General features: G+C 67.4%; 21 protein-coding genes. 9 read left to right on the top strand and 12 right to left on the bottom strand.

Going from position 1 to position 17,368, the window contains the following annotated elements:
- The first annotated feature begins 52 nt into the window (after positions 1–52).
- The 4 genes from ACFQRC_RS11905 to ACFQRC_RS11890 are packed head-to-tail and all read left to right on the top strand — an operon-like array spanning position 53 to position 3,496.
- Positions 53–1,162, top strand: a complete 1,110-nt coding sequence (locus ACFQRC_RS11905) for an MlaE family lipid ABC transporter permease subunit (RefSeq protein WP_379961481.1) — start codon at positions 53–55, stop codon at positions 1,160–1,162.
- A complete protein-coding gene (locus tag ACFQRC_RS11900; protein WP_379962424.1) occupies positions 1,159–1,965 on the top strand; it encodes an ABC transporter ATP-binding protein in 807 nt (268 codons plus the stop codon). The genes ACFQRC_RS11905 and ACFQRC_RS11900 overlap by 4 nt, the downstream gene beginning before the upstream one ends.
- Complete coding sequence (locus ACFQRC_RS11895; RefSeq protein WP_379961479.1) at positions 1,965–2,912, top strand: MlaD family protein; 948 nt, start codon at positions 1,965–1,967, stop codon at positions 2,910–2,912. Before ACFQRC_RS11900 ends, ACFQRC_RS11895 begins: the two co-directional genes overlap by 1 nt.
- Positions 2,909–3,496 carry an ABC-type transport auxiliary lipoprotein family protein gene (locus tag ACFQRC_RS11890; RefSeq protein ID WP_379961477.1) on the top strand — a complete coding sequence of 196 codons (588 nt, stop codon included), beginning with the start codon at positions 2,909–2,911 and terminating at the stop codon, positions 3,494–3,496. Before ACFQRC_RS11895 ends, ACFQRC_RS11890 begins: the two co-directional genes overlap by 4 nt.
- Here the strand turns inward: ACFQRC_RS11890 and pepN are convergent, their stop codons facing one another.
- Both pepN and ACFQRC_RS11880 read right to left on the bottom strand, forming a co-directional pair.
- A complete protein-coding gene (gene pepN, locus ACFQRC_RS11885) occupies positions 3,497–6,088 on the bottom strand; it encodes an aminopeptidase N (RefSeq protein ID WP_379961475.1) in 2,592 nt (863 codons plus the stop codon).
- 49 nt (positions 6,089–6,137) lie between these two features.
- The gene (locus ACFQRC_RS11880) at positions 6,138–6,476 is read right to left on the bottom strand and encodes an ArsR/SmtB family transcription factor (RefSeq protein ID WP_379961473.1); all 339 of its coding nucleotides are present in this window, start codon (positions 6,474–6,476) and stop codon (positions 6,138–6,140) included.
- A 46-nt stretch (positions 6,477–6,522) separates the two neighbouring features.
- On the opposite strand from ACFQRC_RS11880, the gene ACFQRC_RS11875 reads away from it, so the two are divergent.
- Both ACFQRC_RS11875 and ACFQRC_RS11870 read left to right on the top strand, forming a co-directional pair.
- A complete protein-coding gene (locus ACFQRC_RS11875; RefSeq protein ID WP_379961471.1) occupies positions 6,523–6,978 on the top strand; it encodes an SRPBCC family protein in 456 nt (151 codons plus the stop codon).
- Between the two features lie 65 nt (positions 6,979–7,043).
- On the top strand, positions 7,044–8,288 hold the full coding sequence (locus ACFQRC_RS11870; RefSeq protein ID WP_379961469.1) for a M48 family metallopeptidase: 1,245 nt from the start codon (positions 7,044–7,046) through the stop codon (positions 8,286–8,288).
- Here ACFQRC_RS11870 and ACFQRC_RS11865 read toward each other — a convergent pair whose 3' ends face one another.
- The 3 genes from ACFQRC_RS11865 to ACFQRC_RS11855 all read right to left on the bottom strand — a co-directional run bounded on the left by ACFQRC_RS11865 (position 8,289) and on the right by ACFQRC_RS11855 (position 10,097).
- On the bottom strand, positions 8,289–8,777 hold the full coding sequence (locus ACFQRC_RS11865; RefSeq protein ID WP_379961467.1) for a PAS domain S-box protein: 489 nt from the start codon (positions 8,775–8,777) through the stop codon (positions 8,289–8,291).
- 90 nt (positions 8,778–8,867) lie between these two features.
- Entirely contained in the window at positions 8,868–9,830 is a 963-nt protein-coding gene (locus tag ACFQRC_RS11860) for a peptidylprolyl isomerase (RefSeq protein WP_379961465.1), read from the bottom strand.
- Between the two features lie 108 nt (positions 9,831–9,938).
- Entirely contained in the window at positions 9,939–10,097 is a 159-nt protein-coding gene (locus tag ACFQRC_RS11855) for a hypothetical protein (protein ID WP_379961463.1), read from the bottom strand.
- A gap of 152 nt (positions 10,098–10,249) precedes the next feature.
- Between ACFQRC_RS11855 and ACFQRC_RS11850 the strand changes: the two genes are divergently transcribed.
- The 3 genes from ACFQRC_RS11850 to ACFQRC_RS11840 all read left to right on the top strand — a co-directional run bounded on the left by ACFQRC_RS11850 (position 10,250) and on the right by ACFQRC_RS11840 (position 11,323).
- Positions 10,250–10,501, top strand: coding sequence for a hypothetical protein (locus ACFQRC_RS11850; protein WP_379961461.1), 252 nt, complete (start codon positions 10,250–10,252; stop codon positions 10,499–10,501).
- Between the two features lie 212 nt (positions 10,502–10,713).
- Positions 10,714–10,956 carry a type II toxin-antitoxin system HicB family antitoxin gene (locus tag ACFQRC_RS11845; RefSeq protein WP_379961459.1) on the top strand — a complete coding sequence of 81 codons (243 nt, stop codon included), beginning with the start codon at positions 10,714–10,716 and terminating at the stop codon, positions 10,954–10,956.
- Between the two features lie 127 nt (positions 10,957–11,083).
- Positions 11,084–11,323: a hypothetical protein gene (locus tag ACFQRC_RS11840; RefSeq protein ID WP_379961457.1), complete on the top strand. Its 240-nt coding sequence runs from the start codon at positions 11,084–11,086 to the stop codon at positions 11,321–11,323.
- Between the two features lie 103 nt (positions 11,324–11,426).
- Here ACFQRC_RS11840 and ACFQRC_RS11835 read toward each other — a convergent pair whose 3' ends face one another.
- Genes ACFQRC_RS11835 through ACFQRC_RS11805 form a run of 7 tightly spaced genes read right to left on the bottom strand, consistent with a single transcriptional unit; the run spans position 11,427 to position 17,361 of the window.
- Positions 11,427–12,284, bottom strand: coding sequence for a flagellin (locus ACFQRC_RS11835; protein ID WP_379961455.1), 858 nt, complete (start codon positions 12,282–12,284; stop codon positions 11,427–11,429).
- Positions 12,285–12,295: 11 nt separating this feature from the next.
- Positions 12,296–13,645: a flagellar hook-associated protein FlgK gene (gene flgK, locus ACFQRC_RS11830; protein ID WP_379961453.1), complete on the bottom strand. Its 1,350-nt coding sequence runs from the start codon at positions 13,643–13,645 to the stop codon at positions 12,296–12,298.
- Positions 13,642–13,920 (bottom strand): rod-binding protein, encoded by a 279-nt coding sequence (locus tag ACFQRC_RS11825; RefSeq protein ID WP_379961451.1) that lies wholly within the window; start codon positions 13,918–13,920, stop codon positions 13,642–13,644. The genes flgK and ACFQRC_RS11825 overlap by 4 nt, the downstream gene beginning before the upstream one ends.
- A complete protein-coding gene (locus ACFQRC_RS11820; protein ID WP_379961449.1) occupies positions 13,920–15,149 on the bottom strand; it encodes a flagellar basal body P-ring protein FlgI in 1,230 nt (409 codons plus the stop codon). Before ACFQRC_RS11820 ends, ACFQRC_RS11825 begins: the two co-directional genes overlap by 1 nt.
- An 11-nt stretch (positions 15,150–15,160) precedes the next feature.
- Complete coding sequence (locus ACFQRC_RS11815) at positions 15,161–15,808, bottom strand: flagellar basal body L-ring protein FlgH (protein ID WP_379961447.1); 648 nt, start codon at positions 15,806–15,808, stop codon at positions 15,161–15,163.
- A gap of 1 nt (position 15,809) precedes the next feature.
- A complete protein-coding gene (gene flgG, locus ACFQRC_RS11810; RefSeq protein ID WP_379961444.1) occupies positions 15,810–16,598 on the bottom strand; it encodes a flagellar basal-body rod protein FlgG in 789 nt (262 codons plus the stop codon).
- Between the two features lie 19 nt (positions 16,599–16,617).
- Positions 16,618–17,361, bottom strand: a complete 744-nt coding sequence (locus tag ACFQRC_RS11805; RefSeq protein WP_379961442.1) for a flagellar basal body rod protein FlgF — start codon at positions 17,359–17,361, stop codon at positions 16,618–16,620.
- Positions 17,362–17,368: the final 7 nt, after the last annotated feature.

Raw genomic sequence — 17,368 nt, 5'->3', positions numbered from 1 at the left:
CTCCCCTTCAGGCGCTTGCCGCTGCCGGAGAAATCGGACAGTGTCCCGCCGCATGAGCGCCGCCGCGGATTTCAGCCAGGATATCGAGGGCGATGCCTGTCATTTGCGGTTTACCGGCCGGCTGACCCTGGCCCGCATCGGCGACCTCCCGCAACGGCTGGAAGACGTGCGCGCCGACCGGCTGGTCGCCGACCTCTCGCGGATCGAGCGGATGGATACGGTCGGCGCCTGGTTGATCCACCGCCTCGCCCGCGACCACGGGGCCGAAGTCGTCGGCGCGACCGAGGACCAGGCCAATCTGCTGCAGCAGGTGTCGCGGTCGGACAAGACGGTGAAGGTGCGGCCGGACCGGACGCCGCCGCTCTACCGCATCCTCGGCCAGGTCGGCGACGCCACCTCCGTGGCGCTCAGGACCCTGCTCGGTCTGCTCGGATTCTTCGGCGCGCTGTTGATCTCGCTTTGGAACGTGATCCTCCACCCCCGCCGCTTCCGCCTCAACGCGGTGACGCAGCAATTCGAGGTGGTCGGCGTCAACGCGCTCGGCATCATCGGCCTGATGAGCTTCCTCGTCGGCGTCGTCATTGCCCAGCAGGGGGCGGTCCAGCTCCGCCAGTTCGGCGCCGAGGTGTTCACCATCAACCTGATCGGCCGCATGTCGGTCAAGGAGCTTGGCCTGTTGATGACCGCGATCATGGTAGCGGGGCGCTCCGGATCGGCCTTCGCGGCGCAATTGGGGTCGATGAAGCTCGCCGAGGAAGTCGATGCGATGCGGACGATCGGCGTGTCGCCGATGGAGGCTTTGGTGCTTCCGCGCGTGCTGGCGACAGTGCTGCTGATGCCGTTGCTCGCTTTCTATTCGGCGATCATTTCCATCATCGGCGGCGGCCTGTTCGCCTGGATATCGCTCGACATCCCGCCGGTCACCTTCGTCCAGCGCATCCGCGAGGTCGTGCCGACCACGGATTTCTGGGCGACCCTCATCAAGGCGCCGGTATTCGGCCTGATCGTCGCCATGGCCGGCTGCTTCCAGGGGATGCAGGTCGAAGGCAATGCCGAGCAGGTCGGTCTGCGCACCACCGCCGCCGTCGTCCAGGGCATATTCCTGGTCATCGTGCTCGACGCCTTCTTCGCCGTCTTCTTCACCGAGATCGGGTGGATATGAAAGCGGGGGGAGACACGATCATCGAGGTGCGCGGCCTTCGCAACAGCTTCGGCGAGGCGGTCATTCACGAAAACCTCGATCTCGACGTGCGACGGGGCGAGATATTGGGCGTGGTCGGGGGGTCCGGCACCGGCAAATCGGTGCTGATGCGCTCGATCATCGGCCTCCAGACGCCCGATGCCGGCGACATCACCGTCTTCGGCGAATCGATGATCGACCGCGACGAGGAGGAAGCCAAGGACATACGCCGCAAATGGGGCATCCTCTTCCAGGGCGCGGCGCTCTTCTCGACGCTGACGGTGGCCGAGAACGTGCAGGTGCCGATCCGCGAATATTTCCCGCATATCGAGGGCAGGCTGCTCGACGAGATCGCCGCCTACAAGATCGTGATGAGCGGCCTCGCGCCCGACGCCGGCCCCAAATATCCATCCGAGCTTTCGGGCGGCATGAAGAAGCGCGCCGGCATCGCCCGCGCCCTCGCGCTCGATCCGGAATTGTTGTTCCTCGACGAACCCACGGCCGGGCTCGATCCGATCGGCGCCGCCGGCTTCGACGAACTGATTTCCGAGCTTCGCGACGCGCTCGGGCTGACCGTTTTCCTCATCACCCACGATCTCGACACGCTTTATGCTATCTGCGACCGTATCGCCGTCATCGCCGACCGCAAGATCGTCGCGGTCGGAACGATCCCGCAACTCTTGGCTTTGGACCATGAATGGATACAGGAATATTTCAGGGGTCCGCGCGGGCGGGCGGCCGAATTGACGGCGGCCGCGTCGGCCAAAGGGGAAGCTGAGCGCTGATGGAAACCCGTTCCAACCATATCCTTGTCGGCGGCGTCGTGCTCGCCCTCGTGGTCGCCGTGCTTGGCTTCATCATCTGGCTCTCCCAGGTGTCGGGCGAGGACAACAAGGAATATGACATCTTCTTCAAGCAGGCCGTCGACGGCCTTGCCAAGGGATCGGCGGTGAGCTTCAACGGCGTCCCCGTCGGCCAAGTCGCGTCGATCAACCTGGAGCCGAAGACGCCGGAATTCGTCCGCGTCCGGATCGCCATCCGGGACGAAACGCCGGTCCTGGAAGGCACCACCGCTACCATCGAGGGCGTCGGCTTCACCGGCGTCTCGCAGATCCAGCTCGATCCCGCGCCGGCCGGAGCGCCGCCGCTGCGCGGCGAGGGACCGTATGGCGTACCCGTCATCCCGACCAAGCCGGGCGCGCTCGGTGAGCTGCTCAACAGCGCGCCCGAATTGCTCGAACGTGTCTCGACCCTGACCGAGCGGCTGACCGAGCTCATCTCCGACCGCAACCAGGCGTCGATCGCCGCCATCCTCGACAATATGGAGGAGATTAGCGGATCGATCGCCGAGCGCAGCCCGGAGATCGCCGCCACGCTCGCCGACGCGCGCATCGCCATCCGCCAGGCGGGCGATGCGGCCGAGCAGTTCGGAGCGCTTGCCGAGACCACCAACGGCCTCCTCAACGAGGATGCGAAGCCGCTCGTCAACGATTTGCGCGCCACGGTGCAGGCGGCCGAGACGAGCATGGAGAATCTCGACGCCGCGATCACGGACGCGCGACCGGGCATCCAGGCTTTCTCCCAGCAGACTTTGCCCGAGGTCGGGCAATTGGTCCGCGACCTCAGGGCGACGTCCGAAGCGTTGCGCTCGGTGACGCAGAAGGTCGATCAGCAGGGCGCCGGCTCGCTGCTCGGCGCTCCCAAACTCCCGGATTACGAGCCCCGCCAATGAAGACGATAACGCGCATCCTGACCCTTGGCATGGCGCTCGCTTTGTCCGGCTGCCTCAGCTTCGGGGCGAAGCCGCCGCCTTATTTCCTGACGCTCGAGCCGGCCGCCACCGTTCCGGCCGAGACGAGCCGCACCGCCCCCGCCGGCGAGGCGGTCACCGTGGTCGCGCCGACCATCCCGCAGGAGCTCAACACCAACCGCGTCCCCGTACGGTCAAACGGCACCGCCATCGCCTATCTGAAGGACGCGCAATGGGTGGATACGCCCAACGCTTTGTTCGGCCGATTGCTCTCGGAGACCATCGCCGCGCGCACCGGGCGCGTTGTTCTCGATTCCCGGCAATTCACCTTCGATCCCGGCATCCGCCTCACCGGCCAGCTGCAGAGCTTCGGCGTCGAGGCCGACGCGATGGAGGTGGTCGCGACCTACGACGCCGCGCTCGCCCGCGGCGAGGGCCGGGTCGAGACCCGCCGCTTCGAGGCGCGCGTGCCCATCGCCGCCGTCGATGTGGCGAGCGTCGCCCCCGCTCTCAACCAGGCCGCCAACCAGATCGCGGCCGACGTGGCGGCATGGATCGGCGGCTGATCAGGCGAGGCTCTTCGACGCCTGCTCGAACACGTCCTTGGAAAGCCCCTTCGTCCCGACGATCCGCTTGAGCTCGGCTTTCATCAGGCCCGCGCGGCCGGCGTCGAAGCGGCGCCAGCGACCGAGCGGCGGCACCAGTCGCGCCGCCGTCTGCGGGTTCAGCGCGTCGACGGCCAGGATCATGTCGGCCAAAAAGCGGTAGCCACGTCCCGAGGCGTCGTGGAAGGCGCGCTGGTTGGCGGCGAAGGCGCCGACCAGCGAGCGCATCCGGTTGGGATTCGAAAGCGTGAAATCGGGATGCGCCGCCAGCCGTTCGACCGCCGCCAGCGTGTCGTCGCGCGTCGACAGCGCCTGCACCGTGAACCATTTGTCAAGCACCAGGCCATTGTCGCGGTAGCGCGCGTAGAAAGCGTCGAGCGCCCTGGCCCGCTCGTCCGCGTCACTGTTGGCGAGGATACCGAGCGCGCCCTGCCGGTCGGTCATGTTGTCCGCCGCCTCATATTGCCGCATCGCCATCGCCGGCGCGTCCTCCGTTCCGGCCGCGGCGAGATAGCCCAGTGCCACAGTGCGCAACCGGCGCGCGCCCTTCGCCGCCGGCGAATATTCGAAGCGGTTGGCGGCGTTGGCCGCATAAGCGCCGCGCCAAAGCGGCTCCAGCTCGCTTCCCAGCGCCGCCCGCAGCGCCTCGCGCGCGGCGTGGATCGCGTCCGGCTCGACCACCGGCATCTGGTCGCCGACGAACGCCTCGGTCGGCAGCAATACCGCTTCGGCGATGAAGGCGGGATCGAGCCGCTCGTCGGAGAGGGTGTGCCGAACCGACTCGATCACCGCTTTATGATCGGCGGCGCCGCCGCCGATGGCCGCGACCAGGGTATCGAGCATCAATTGCTGCATCGCCTCGTAGCGGGCGAAGGGATCGTCGTCATGGGCGGACAGGAAAGCAAGATCCTCCGCGTTCCGCCCCGCCTCGACGATCACAGGCGCCGAAAAATCACGGTTGATCGACAATATCGGCCTTTCGCCAATCCCGTCGAACACGATCTCCTGGACCGGCTCCTCCAGCACCACCAGCCGCTCGGCATATTTCTCCCGCGTCAGCTCGCCGAACAGGGCGACCTTCAGCGGGATCGGCATCGCCTGCTTGTCCGCATTGCCGGGCGTCGACGGCACGTGCTGCTCCAGCACGAGATGCGCCCGACCGTCGCCGGCATGGTGGCTGAGAGAGGCCCGCACCCGGGGCGTTCCCGCCTGGCTGTACCAGAGCCGGAAGCGCGACAGGTCGGCTCCGCTCGCATCCTCCATCGCGGCGACGAAATCCTCGCACGTCGCCGCCTCGCCGTCGTGGCGGGCGAAATAGAGGTCGGCCCCAGCGCGGAACCTGTCCGGCCCGAGCATGGTGTGCATCATCCGGATCACCTCGGCGCCCTTGTTGTAGACGGTCGCGGTGTAGAAATTGGATATCTCGATATAGCTTTCGGGCCGGATCGGATGGGAGAGCGGCCCCGCATCCTCGGGGAATTGCGCGGCGCGCAGCATCCGCACATCCTCGATCCGCTTGACCGCATGGCTGCCCTGGTCGGCGGAAAATTGCTGGTCGCGAAAGACGGTGAAGCCTTCCTTCAACGAGAGCTGGAACCAGTCCCGGCAGGTGACCCGGTTGCCGGACCAATTATGGAAATATTCGTGCGCGACGACGCCAGCGACGGCATCGTAATCGGCGTCCGTCGCAGTGTCGGGGTCGGCCAGGATGTAGCGCGAATTGAAGATGTTGAGGCCCTTATTCTCCATCGCGCCGAAGTTGAAGTCGGCGACCGCGACGATGTTGAACACATCGAGGTCATATTCGCGGCCATAGACTTTTTCGTCCCAGGCCATCGACGCCTTCAAGGCCGCCATGGCGTGGCCGGTCTTGGCGACATCCTCCGCGCGCACCCAGATGCCGAGATCGACGGTTCTGCCGCTCCGGGTCACGAAGGAATCGCGGTTGGCGACGAGATCGCCGGCGACCAGGGCGAACAAATAGCAGGGCTTGGGGAAGGGGTCGTTCCATTCCGCCCAGTGCCGGCCACCCTCCAGCTCGCCTGTCCCCGTCGGGTCGCCGTTGGCGAGCAGCACCGGATAGAGATTCTTGTCGGCGCTCATCTTGACCGTGTAGCGGCTCAGCACGTCGGGCCGGTCGGGGAAGAAGGTGATCCGCCGGAACCCCTCCGCCTCGCATTGGGTGCACAGGATGCCGCCCGATTCGTACAATCCCATCAGCTGGCTGTTCGCGCTCGGCGCGAGCTCGACGGTCGTTTCCACCTCGGCGGAGGCGCCGGCGAGCGGGATGGTCAGCACGTCGCCGGCGTAAAGATGGTCGGCGGGCTGTCCATCGACCTTCACCTCGACCAGGACCAGTCCCTCGCCGTCAAGCCTCAGCGGCGCGTCATGCGCACCGTTCCGCTCAACCTTGAGGGTCGCCCGCACCACGGTCCTGCCGGCGCCGAGATCGAAGTCCAGCGCGATCTCCGGCACTCGCCATTCCGGCTCCCGATACTCTTTTCGAAGGACGGCGGCGGGCGGCGCGGCGGGGGCGTTCTGGGCATCGAGCATCCGCGCGATGTAGTCGCGCGCGGCAGGCGGCGCAACGCGCGGCGATCAATCAGTCGTCGGACAAGTCAGCTTCCAGATCGCCGCGGAGGCGGTCGATCATGGCGACGGCATGATGCGCATAGGGTCCGATCCAGCGGTCGTGGAGGCGCTTGATCGGCAGGACATTGAGGTGATTCCAGCGTTCGCGCCCTTCGCGCCGGACAATCACGAGATCGGCCGCGACCAGCACCTTCAGATGTTGCATCACCGTGCATCGATCGAGCGGCTCGAAGCGCGCGCAGAGCTCGCCCGTCGTGCATGGCCGGTCCTTGAGCGCATCGAGTATGGCGCGCCGGGTCGCCGCGGACAGGGCCTTGAAAATCCGGTCGTCCTGGTCCGCGCTTGACATGTTACATAGTTATAACACATGATGTATCTCTTCAAGGAGAATCGCCATGGAACTCAAGTTCGAAGTCGCCGGACGGATCGCGAGGCCGGTCGAGGAGGTGTTCGAAGCGATTGTCGATCCCGGCACCCTCTCGCGCTACTTCACCACCGGCGGCGCCGAGGGGCGGATCGAACCCGGCGCGACCGTGTCCTGGAGTTTCCACGATTTCCCCGGCGCCTTCCCGGTCGAGGTGGCCGAGGTCGAGAAGAACAAGCGGATCGTGCTGCGCTGGGAAGCCGACGAGAATGATCCGTCAGCCAAATACGACACCATTGTGACGATGCGGTTCGAAGCCCTGGAGGACGGGCGCACGCTCCTCTCGATCGGCGAAGAAGGCTGGCGGGAGACGCCGGCCGGACTCAAGGCTTCCTATGGCAATTGCATGGGCTGGTCGCAGATGCTTTGCGCGATGAAGGCCTGGGTCGAGTACGGAATCAACCTGCGCGAAGGCATGTACAAATGATCCCATTCGCGGATTGCGCTTTGGCCGATCCGCGCTAGCCTGCCCGTAACGGGGGGGGGAATCGCATGGGGATCGATCTGTTGGCGGCGGCGCAGGTGGCGGCGCAGGGTTTCGACGTGGAGACAGCGACGCGCGCCTATCTCGACACGCTGCAGGGGGCGGCGCGGGCGAAGTCGGACGCTTATTTCGAGGGCGGCTATTGGCTGTTGCTGTGGGGCGCATTGATCGGGGTCGCCTCGCACCTGCTGATCCTGCACCTGGGCTGGTCGGCGCGCTGGCGGGCCTTCGCCGAGCGCGTCACCGCACGGCGCTGGCTCCAGCCCGCGCTCTATGCCTTGCCCTATGTTGTCATCAGTTCGCTGATCGTCCTGCCCTGGACGATTTACACCGGCTATTTTCGCGAGAAGCAATATGACCTGATGAACCTCGGCTTCGGCGCGTGGGCGGGGGAGCAGGCGATCGGGCTGGCGATCGGGCTCGTCATCACCGCGGTCCTGCTGATCATCATCTTCGCCGTGATCCGGGCTGCGCCGCGGACCTGGTGGCTGTGGTCGGCTGGCGCCATCGCTGCCTTGATCGCGCTGTTGCTGGTGGTCGCGCCGGTGCTGATCTCGCCGCTGTTCAACGACTATAAGCCGATGGCTGCCGGTCCGTTGCGCGACCAGATCATCGCGATGGCGCGAGCCCACGACGTCCCGGCCGAGCATGTCTATGTGTTCGACCAGTCGAAACAGCACAAGCGCATCTCGGCCAACGTGTCGGGCCTCGGCCCGACGATCCGCATCTCGCTCAATGACAATCTGCTGGAGCGTAGCACGCCCGCCGAGGTCAAGGCGGTGATGGGCCACGAGCTCGGCCATTATGTGCTCGGCCATATCTGGCGCAGCGTGATCGTGCTGGTGCTGATCGTGGTGGCGGGGCTGTTCCTTTTGTGGTGGCTGACCCCGCGAATCCTCGCCCGCTACGGCCGCCGCTGGGGCGTGCGCGGCGTCGACGACCCGGCGGTGGTGCCGCTGTTCGCCGCGATCTTCACCATATTCATGCTCGCCATGACGCCAGTCACCAACACGCTCATCCGCATGAACGAAAGCGACGCCGACGCCTTCGGGCTGGACGCGGCGCGCGAGCCGGACGGCTTCGCCTCGATCGCGATGAAGCTCTCCGAATATCGCAAGATCGAGCCCGGCGCGCTGGAGGAGGCGTTGTTCTTCGACCATCCCTCGGGCCGGACGAGGGTGAGGATGGCGATGGAATGGAAGGCGCGGCACCTCGCCGAGGCGAATGTGCGCGCGGCGGACCAGGCTCGCTAGCTATCGCCGCGAGGAGCCTCGCACATATTCGTGCGTGACATCCTGCTTCAGTCCCTGAAGCCGGAGCACCCGGCGGCCCTCGCAGACCGGGGCGGCCACCAGCCGCATCCAGCGGCGGGCTCCTTGCGCCGGCCTGATTTCCGCATCTAGGGTGAAGCCGCGCCGGTGCGCGATGGCGTGGGCCCGCAGCCGTTCCATGGCCGCGCGCGAGTGCTCGCAATACAGGCTGACCGAGACCGCGCGGGCCGGGCTTGCGTCTTGCGGCAGCCCGAAGAGGTCATATACTTCGGGCGACCAGGTGAGGGCGTTGTCGCTCAGATCGCACTCCCAGATGCCGATGCCGTGTCTGGCCAATGCTTTTCTGTCGGCCGCGGCAACAGCGGAGCCGGCCAGCGTCTCGCAATCGTAGACGCATCCAAGATTCAATCGCTGCCCGCGCTCGAAAATGGGCCAGCTATGGTGGAGCGCCAACGGTTCGGTGGGGGTCAATCCCGGGGTCCCTTCTACTGAGGGGAGTGTCGTTACCCGGCGCAGCTTAAAAACTCGTATGGCGGGGCGTCGATTCGATGTTTGCGACGACTAATCCTGCTCCTTCAGCCGCGACGGCACGGGCGCGTTGCACAGATCGACGCCGCCGGCGGGAACGTCGAAGAAATCGCCGCCGCGATTGGCGCGACCGGTGACGAAAGCGCCGAACGCCTCGTGGCCGGAACGCAATATCTCATAGGACGGGCGCTCGGCGGCGGGGATGTCGGCGGCGAGGCGGGCGCGGACAATGGGCACGTGCTGCGCTTCGTCCTTGTAGAAGCCCAGGGCCTCGGTACCGCGCGGGCGAGCGGTCATATGCTCTATCCCACTCAGCACCCGGCCGACGGTGGCGATGTTTCGGTCGAGGTGGCGTGGCGCATGGCCGATGATAGTGTAGAGCTCGCCCCCCGTGCCCGTGTCGGGGCTGAGGTCGCGGCCGACGCCGACCATGCCGTAGCAATGGGTGAGCCAGGCGCGGCCGCTGTCCGGGTCGTAGCCGATCGGCCAGCCGCTCGCATGGCCCGCCATCGGCGCGTAGCTGTCGGGAAAGCCGAGCGGGCGGACGGTGAGGCCCGTCAGCGCGCGGTCATATTCGGCGGGCGGCGCCTTCACGACGCCTTGCGGGAGCGGCCTGTCGCTCGCGTTGACGCCCCATTGGACGACATAATTGTCCTGGACGCGGTAGATGGCGGCGCCGTTCCACCAACCAGCGCGGGCCAGCGCGCGGATGTTGGCGACGTGGACGGGCGCGAATTCGGGCGCCAGCTCGATGGCGACGCGGCCGCCATCGGCGAGGTCGAGGATGAGGAGGTTGTCGGGAGCGACCGGGCGCCATGCCTCGGCCGGCGCGTTGGCGACGATTTCGGAAGGTTCGGCGGCGTCCTCCACGGGGGCCGGGCGCCAGGCGCCGGAGCGCGTGTCGGTGGCGACGGACGCGGCATCGGTCTGGTTGCACGAAGCGACGAGCCCGGCGGCGAGCAGCGTCGCGACGGCCGGAATGAAATGCGTGGACATGAGCTCCCCTTTTCCCTGTGGCGGCCATAGTCAGCGCTATGGCGGCCGGGATCAAGAGGCCGCGGACAGTCGCGGAGATCGCGTTACGCGACGGCGGGCGCGCCGGTTTCAGCGGTCTTCAAGGCCATCCTGATCGTCGGCCAAAGCGGCGTAACGCTGCGCCAGCTTCTTGTGGCTGTCGGCCGCCTGCGGGTGTTTCGCCTGGCGCGCGGCGGCTTCCTCAGCGGCCCGGCGGCTGCTGTAATAATCGCGATCGGCCTTGTTCATGGCGAGAACCCCTCCCCGGGACCCGATGGCAGGACCGGCATTATTATTCCAAAGAGGCGACAGGTTCCATAAACTGCATCAACCCCCGGCGGCGCGGCCGTTCATCGCCAGATCAGGCGGCAAGTGGGAGGGAGGCGGATGAGGAGAGGATCATGCGCTATTGGATTATCGGCCTGCTGCCGCTTGGCTTGAGCGGCTGCATCGCCAAGACGGCGCTCGACGTCGTGACATTGCCGGTCAAGGCCGCCTCGAAGACGGTCGACGTGATGACCACCAGCCAGTCGGAGGCGGATGAGAAGCGCGGCCGCGCCGTCCGCGAGCGGGAGGAATGTATCGGCAAGGAGCAGCGCCGCGCCGAACGTGCCGGACGCGCGCCCGATATCGATCATTGTTATCGCGACTGACCATTGTCGCGCCGAAACGGCTTCGGCATGAGCCGGGCGCCCGAAAATGGGACTCGCCATCGCCCGTGAATCGAGTCATTCTGGCGTCGGACCAGGGACGATAAGGGCGCCGGGGAAGCGCCCGATCCCATCTATATTGCAAGCGTGCCGCGCCGGTGGTTCTCGTCGAACAGCGCGCGGGATCTGGAACCCTTTGTTCGAAGGAGCCGGGCATGCTGAGCTACACGTTGCGACTGTCGGGCCGCTATGACGGCATGGTGCTGGCAACCATCCCAGACGTGCCGGAGGCGATGGCGATCGGGCGCGATCATGACGAAGCCTGTGAGCAGGCATTGCTCGCGCTCGAATCGGTCCTCGAAACCTATGCCGCCGAAGGGCGCCCGTTCCCCGAGCCGCGCCTGACCGGCGGCGTAAGGATCAGCACCGCCAGGTTCGCGAGTCTCGCTCCCGCCTGACCCGGCGGCCGCGACGCGAGCGAGTCACTTCGCCCCGCCTCAACCCCCCGAGGCGGGGTGCTTTTTTGGTCTTGCGAAGATGCACCGCTTGTGTAGCTTTTGGCGACTCTTCGTGGGGAGAAACTATATGATCGGTACGTTGGTCGTGATGTTGTTGGTGGCGCAGCCGGAGCAGGAGCCGGAGCCGGTGGAAAGCTCCGAGCCGATGGAGGAGATGGTCGAGGGGACGACGGCGGCGCCGGTCGAGGACGATGTCGTCTGTCGCCGCAGGTTCACCAGCGACAACAAGTTCGGCGGCCGCACCTCGTCGCGCAAGGTCTGCAAGACCCGCGAGCAATGGGAACAGGATCGTCGCAAGAAACGCTAGCTTCCGGCTTCATCGGGACTGACGTTTCCGGCACGCCCGGCGCGAACCGAATTCGCTCTCCCTCCGAAACGCCGGATGCCCGCTTTCGACGGATGGGCGGATTTTAGCTCAGCAAGTCGAAGAGGGTGTTCTGGTTCACCCGGGCGAAGACCGCCTGGGCCGCCTGAAGCGTCAGCTTCCTTGCCTCCAGCCGCGCGATGACTTCGACGAGATCGGTGCCTTCGATGTCGCTGCGCTGCTCGGTCAGCTGGAGCTTGGATTCGATCAGCCGCTCCTTGAGGTCGTCGATGCGGTTGGCGCGGACGCCTTGCTCGCCGCGGGCGGCGATGATGTGGCCGGTCCCAGCATCGAGGGCGTCGATCGAGGCTTTGGAGGCCGCCTGACGCGCGACGGGGTCGGTTTCCACCACGGCGGCGGCGGCGGCCTCGATGATCGCGACCAGGTCGGCCGGGCCGCCGGGCGTGTCGATATCCTCGAAAATGGCCGCGCGGCTATCGACCGGCGCGACTCCGATGCCCGCGCCGACCGGGATTTCGAGCGGGTCGCCGGTGCTGAACAACCGGGTGCCGCGCGGATCCCGCGCGTCGATCAGGCTGGCGATGTCCACGGCGATGCCGTTCAGTTCAGCCGCGATCGTCGCGCGATTGTCGGCCGACAATGTGCCCGAGGCGGCGGCCAGCATCAGCTCCTTGGCCCGATCCATGGCGGTCGCGACCGATTCCAGGGTGGTGTCGGCGCGAGACGCCAAAGTGGCCGCGGTATCGAGGTTGCGGCTCCATGCCGCCTCGTCCGCCTGGCTGCGGCCGATCTCGGCGACGCGCGCGGCGCCGGTCGGATCGTCGGACGGCGCCAGGATGCGCTTGCCCGTAGAGACTTCCGCCTGGGAACGGGCGATGTCGCGGGCAAGCTCGGCCTGGCGGTTGATCTCGACGGTAAGGCGGTAGCGGGTGCCGCTGATCATGATCCTGTTCCTCAGAAGAGAGCGAGAATGGACTGGAGCGTCTCGCGGGCGACCTGGATGACCTTGGCGGCGCCGTTATAGGCCTGCTGGAAGCGGAGCAGTTCCGCCGCCTCGCGGTCGAGGTCGATGCCGCTGATTTCGTCGCGCGCGGCGAAGCTGTTGTCGCGGCGGGTCGAGGCGGCTCCGGCTTCGGCGCGCGCGGCGGCAAGGGCCTGCGACTGGCCGGCGACGAGCGCGGCCCAGCGCGATTCCGCGCTGTCGGCTCCGCGGAGCGAGGCGAGGGCGAGGAGGTTGCCGTTCGGATTGCCGTCGGCGGAGGCCGCGGGAATGCGGGCGGGATCGGTGATGAGCATGCCGATCGAGAGCGCTCCCGCCGGCGCGGTCAGCAGGGTACGCCCGGCGTCGCCGTTGAGATCGATGCCGTCGCGGGACCAGCGGTTGATTTCGCGTGTGAAGTCCTGGGCGAGGCCGTCGAGCGCGATCCTTTTGTCGGCGGTCGAGGCGGCGACGTCGACCAGGCCCGCCAGCGTTCCGCCGGTGGCGGGCAGGGGTGTGGTCGTGCCGTTCGCCTGGAGTTGGAGCGAGAGGCGGCCGTCGCCCGCTTCGGCGAGGATGACGAGCGCCCGGTTGCCGGTGCTCAGCAGGTTCATGCCGGTGGCCCGGGCGAGAGTGAGCGTCGCCGTGCCGTCGTCGGCGATGGCGGCGTTGACGTCGATCCGGCCGGAGATGGAATCGATGAGGCGGTCCCGCTCGTCCTCGAGCGATGCGCGAGACGAACGGCCGCTGGCGGCCTGGCGGAGGGCTGTATTGACGTCGGCGAGGGCGGACAGCTCTCCGTTGAGCCCTTCGACCTCGAGCCGGGCGCTGGTCGAAATGCCTTCGGACACGCGCGAGAGCGCCTCGGCGGTGGTGCGCATCGCCCCTGTCGCCCGGTCGAGCGCGATCAGCACGGCCGAGCGGCCGAGCCGGTCGTCCGGAGTCGCGGCGAGCGACACGGCGGCGTTGAAGAATCCGCCGAGCAAATTGCCGATCCCGGCGGGGCCGTCGTCGAGCGCGGTCTCGACCGCCGTCAGCCATTGCTCGCGCGTGTCGGCGCGGCCCGCGGCGGAGGCGGCAAGCCGGGAATCGGCGGCGCGAAAGGCGTCCCAGGCGCGGTCGACGGAGGCTGCCTCGACGCCGGAGAAGAGCAGGGCCTCCCGGTAGATCGGGCTGGTCGAGCCGGTGTTGGAGGATTGGTTCAGACGAACTTCGCGGCGGGCATAGCCCGGTGTCTCGGCATTGGCGACATTCTCGCCGATCGCCGCAAGCGCGCTCCGGTAAGCCGAAACGCCTGTCGATCCAATGCTGAGGAGATCGCTCATTTCCCGCCCTCCAGATGGCTGAACTGGCCGAGCAGCATCTCGGCGATGCCGAAGCTGCCTTTCTCCGCCATCGAATCCGCGAGCTTCGCGTCGGACATGTCGCGGAACTGCTCGGTGGCGTTGCTGCCGAACAATTCGTCGCCAAGGCTCGCCTGGCGCATCGATCCGATCATCTGGCGCAGGAACACGGCCTCGAAAGCCTGCGCGGCGACTTTCAGCTGTTCGCGCTTTTCGGCCGTGGCTTGCGGGCTGGTGGAGTTGACGGCGCCGATCATCACAGCACCACCAATTCGGCCTTCATCGACCCGGCCTGCTTGAGCGCTTCCAGGATGGCGACGAGGTCGGACGGCGCGGCGCCGATCGCGTTCACCGCCTTGACGATCTCCGAGAGGGAGGCGCCGGGGGCGAAGGCGAACATCGGCGAGCCCTGCTCGATCACTTCGATGTCGCTCGACGGCTCCAGGGCGGTCTGGCCGCGCGAGAAGGCTTCGGGTTGAATGACGCGCGGATCCTCGCGCACCGATACGGTGAGCTTGCCGTGGCTGACGGCGGCCGGGCTGATCCGGACGGCGCCGTTGATGACGACGGTGCCGGTGCGCGCGTTGACGATGACTCGGGCGGGAGCGTCGGCGGGATCGACGATGAGGTTCTCGATGCGGCTCATCAAGGTCGCCCGGGTCTCGGCGCCCGGCGGCGCTTCGATGGTGATGGTGACCGCGTCGGTGGCGCTGGCGATGGCGCCGAACTCGCCGTTGATCGCCTGGGCGACCCGCTGGGCGGTGGTGAGATCGGCCTCGGCGAGGTTGAAGCGAAGCTGCGGCGCGGTCGCGAAGCCGGCGTCGACCGCCCGTTCGACCGAAGCGCCGCCGGGGATGCGGCCGGCGGAAGGAATGTTGACCGAAAGTTTCGAGCCGTCGGCGGCATCGACGCCGAGGCCGCCCACCGCGAGGTTGCCCTGCGCCATCGCATAGATATTGCCGTCGGCGCCGAGCAAAGGCGCCATCAGCAGGGTGCCGCCGCGCAGCGACTTGGCCTTGCCGAGCGCCGACACGGTGATGTCGAGGCGCTGGCCCGGCTTGGCGAAAGCGGGAAGCTCGGCGGTGATCATTACCGCGGCGGCGTTCTTGACCGCCGGGTTGACGCCGGCCGGGAGCGTCAGGCCGAAGCGCGAGGCGACGCCCTTCATCGCGAGCGTCGCGTAATCGAGGCTGTCGTCGCCGGTGCCGGCCAGGCCGACGACGATGCCGTAACCGGTCAGCTGGTTGGCGCGAACGCCCTGGAAGGTGCCGATATCCTTGACCCGCTCGGCCTGGGCGGGCGCGGAGGCCATAGCGAGCCCGAAGACGATCGCGGCGGCCATTCCCCGTACCGTTCGTCCTGAGCCTGTCGAAGGACTGCCCTTCCCGCGGAGCGCCGAAAGAAAAGCAACGGGCTTCGACAGGCTCAGCCCGAACGGATGTTTGTTCGGTCCGAGCAAGGCGGCGATCTTGCGGAAGTCGGCCATGCGCGCGTCCTTCAAAAGGGGCTGACGGCGGAGAAGAAGCGGCCGAGCCAGCCCTGGCGGCTGCCCCGGGCGATCTCGCCCTTGCCCGAATAGGTGATGCGGGCGTCGGCCACGCGGGTGGAGGGGACACGGTTGTCCGGCCCGATATCGGCGGCGCGGACGAGGCCCGACACCTGGATATATTCGTCGCCCCGATTGAGGGTGACGAGCTTCTGGCCCTTCACCAGCATCGTGCCGTTCGGATAGACTTCCGCGACCGTCACGCTGATCTCGCCGAACAGGCGGTTGGATTGCGAGGCTTCGCCCTTGCCGTTGAACGACTGGTCGCCGCCCATTCCGATATCGGTCGGCTGGAAGAAGGAGAGCGGCCCGGTGGCGGGCGGCGTGATGCCGAAATCGCTCGACCGGCCGGTGCTGGCCTTGTTCGATTTGACCGCTTCGGTGCGCTCGACCAGCGCGATGGTGACGATGTCGCCGACCATCGCGGCGCGGGCGCCGCTGGTCAGCGCCGCATAGCCGCGCGACGCCTGGAAGATCGACCCGTCCGATGACGCCACGGGCGGCGGCGGGGGGGCGTAGCTCGGCGCGTAGACGGGCGAGAGTCCGCTCGTTCCGCCCATGCAGGCGGCGAGGCAGAGGAGGGGCGCGAGGGCGGCCATCTTAAAGCTGCTGGTTGGCATTGCGGAGCATCTCGTCGGTGGCGGAGATCATCTTCGAGTTCACCTCGTAGGCGCGCTGGGTCTCGATCATGTCGACCAGTTCCTGGACGACGTTGACGTTCGAGCCTTCGAGCATTCCCTGGCGAAGCGAGCCGCGGCCGTCGATCGCGGCCGGCCCGACCTGGGCGGTGCCGCTGGCGGCGGTCTCGGTGAAGAGGTTGCCCCCCTTGGCGGCGAGGCCGGCGGGGTTGACGAAGCGGGCGAGCTCGATCTGGCCGAGCTGGGTCGGCTCGGTCTCGCCGGCGAGCTGCGCGGAGACGCTGCCGTCGGCGCCGACGGTGATCGTCTGCGCGCCCTCGGGAACCTGGATGGCGGGCTGGATCGGCATGCCGTCCGACGTGACGATCTGGCCTTCCGCGGACAGGTTGAAATTGCCGGACCGCGTATAGCCGATCGTTCCGTCCGGCATCGTCACCTGGAAGAAGCCCTCGCCCTCGATGGCGAGGTCGAGCGGATTGTCGGTGGTGGCGAGCGCGCCCTGGCTGTTGACCCGGGCGGTGCCGGTCATCTGCACGCCCGAGCCCAGCGAAAGGCCGGTGGCGTAGCGATTCTCGGCCGACGCGGGCGCTCCGGGCGCCGTCATCGTCTGATAGGCGAGCGTCTCGAAGGTCGCGCGGTCGCGCTTGAAGCCGGTGGTGTTCACGTTCGCCAGATTGTTGGCGATGACGCGCATCCGGGACGATTGGGCGTCCAATCCGGTGCGGGCGACGTGGAGGGCTGCGTTGGTCATCTTATGCTCCTCGGGGCGATTAGTTGGGCAGGCGCATCAGGTCGGCGGTGGCGTCGTCGAGCTCGCGCGCGGTGGTGATGAGCTTCAATTGATTGTCCCACGCGCGGCTGGCCTCGATCATGTCGACCAGCGCCTTGGTGGGGTTGACGTTGGAGCCTTCGAGGCTGCCGGTATTGACGCGGGCGAGCGGATCGGACGGCAGCGCGCCGCCGCCCTCGACCCGGAACAGGCCGTCCAGGCCCTTGGCGATGTTGGAGCCCACCGGCGAGGTCAGCTTGAGCCGGTCGATCCGCTGCGGCTGGTTCGGATCGCCGCCGGTGGGCACGATCCAGATGGTCCCGTCCTTGTCGATCTTGACCGAATCGGCGGGCGGAAGCGTGACCGGGCCTTGCTCGCCCAGGACCGGGCGGCCGGCGCCGGTGGTGAGCAGGCCAGTGTCGGACAATTGCAGGTCGCCCCGCCTCGTATAGGCCTCGCCGCCGTCCTCGGCCTGAACGGCGAGCAGGGCATCGCCCTCCATCGCGACGTCCAGGTCCCGGCCCGTCTCGCTGACCGCGCCTTCGCGCATGTCGGCGGCCAGCACTTCCTCCGAGGCGAGGGCGCGGGAATCGTGCCCGGCGCCCTCCACCCAGAGCGGGCGCTGGTTGGCGATTTCGGCGCGGAACCCGACCGTATTGGCGTTGGCGAGGTTGTTCGCCGTCGATGCCTGGCGGCCCATGGCGCCGCGCAGGGCCGACAGCGAAGTGTAGACGAGCCTGTCCATGGTCTAG

The sequence above is a fragment of the Enterovirga sp. GCM10030262 genome, from assembly GCF_042666435.1.
Taxonomy (GTDB): Bacteria; Pseudomonadota; Alphaproteobacteria; order Sphingomonadales; family Sphingomonadaceae; genus Allosphingosinicella.
This window is presented reverse-complemented; position numbering and strand designations above follow the sequence as displayed.

Bases quoted from the DNA above. Each gene is read 5' to 3' on its own strand.
- ACFQRC_RS11815 (WP_379961447.1), bottom strand. From the start codon at position 15,808: ATGGCCGCCCTCGCGCCCCTCCTCTGCCTCGCCGCCTGCATGGGCGGA.
- ACFQRC_RS11840 (WP_379961457.1), top strand. From the start codon at position 11,084: ATGATCGGTACGTTGGTCGTGATGTTGTTGGTGGCGCAGCCGGAGCAG.
- ACFQRC_RS11825 (WP_379961451.1), bottom strand. From the start codon at position 13,920: ATGATCGGCGCCGTCAACTCCACCAGCCCGCAAGCCACGGCCGAAAAG.
- ACFQRC_RS11895 (WP_379961479.1), top strand. From the start codon at position 1,965: ATGGAAACCCGTTCCAACCATATCCTTGTCGGCGGCGTCGTGCTCGCC.
- ACFQRC_RS11860 (WP_379961465.1), bottom strand. From the start codon at position 9,830: ATGTCCACGCATTTCATTCCGGCCGTCGCGACGCTGCTCGCCGCCGGG.
- ACFQRC_RS11845 (WP_379961459.1), top strand. From the start codon at position 10,714: ATGCTGAGCTACACGTTGCGACTGTCGGGCCGCTATGACGGCATGGTG.
- ACFQRC_RS11850 (WP_379961461.1), top strand. From the start codon at position 10,250: ATGCGCTATTGGATTATCGGCCTGCTGCCGCTTGGCTTGAGCGGCTGC.
- ACFQRC_RS11905 (WP_379961481.1), top strand. From the start codon at position 53: ATGAGCGCCGCCGCGGATTTCAGCCAGGATATCGAGGGCGATGCCTGT.
- ACFQRC_RS11875 (WP_379961471.1), top strand. From the start codon at position 6,523: ATGGAACTCAAGTTCGAAGTCGCCGGACGGATCGCGAGGCCGGTCGAG.
- ACFQRC_RS11855 (WP_379961463.1), bottom strand. From the start codon at position 10,097: ATGAACAAGGCCGATCGCGATTATTACAGCAGCCGCCGGGCCGCTGAG.
- flgK (WP_379961453.1), bottom strand. From the start codon at position 13,645: ATGAGCGATCTCCTCAGCATTGGATCGACAGGCGTTTCGGCTTACCGG.
- ACFQRC_RS11900 (WP_379962424.1), top strand. From the start codon at position 1,159: ATGAAAGCGGGGGGAGACACGATCATCGAGGTGCGCGGCCTTCGCAAC.
- pepN (WP_379961475.1), bottom strand. From the start codon at position 6,088: ATGCTCGATGCCCAGAACGCCCCCGCCGCGCCGCCCGCCGCCGTCCTT.
- ACFQRC_RS11870 (WP_379961469.1), top strand. From the start codon at position 7,044: ATGGGGATCGATCTGTTGGCGGCGGCGCAGGTGGCGGCGCAGGGTTTC.
- ACFQRC_RS11805 (WP_379961442.1), bottom strand. From the start codon at position 17,361: ATGGACAGGCTCGTCTACACTTCGCTGTCGGCCCTGCGCGGCGCCATG.
- flgG (WP_379961444.1), bottom strand. From the start codon at position 16,598: ATGACCAACGCAGCCCTCCACGTCGCCCGCACCGGATTGGACGCCCAA.
- ACFQRC_RS11890 (WP_379961477.1), top strand. From the start codon at position 2,909: ATGAAGACGATAACGCGCATCCTGACCCTTGGCATGGCGCTCGCTTTG.
- ACFQRC_RS11880 (WP_379961473.1), bottom strand. From the start codon at position 6,476: ATGTCAAGCGCGGACCAGGACGACCGGATTTTCAAGGCCCTGTCCGCG.
- ACFQRC_RS11835 (WP_379961455.1), bottom strand. From the start codon at position 12,284: ATGATCAGCGGCACCCGCTACCGCCTTACCGTCGAGATCAACCGCCAG.
- ACFQRC_RS11820 (WP_379961449.1), bottom strand. From the start codon at position 15,149: ATGGCCGACTTCCGCAAGATCGCCGCCTTGCTCGGACCGAACAAACAT.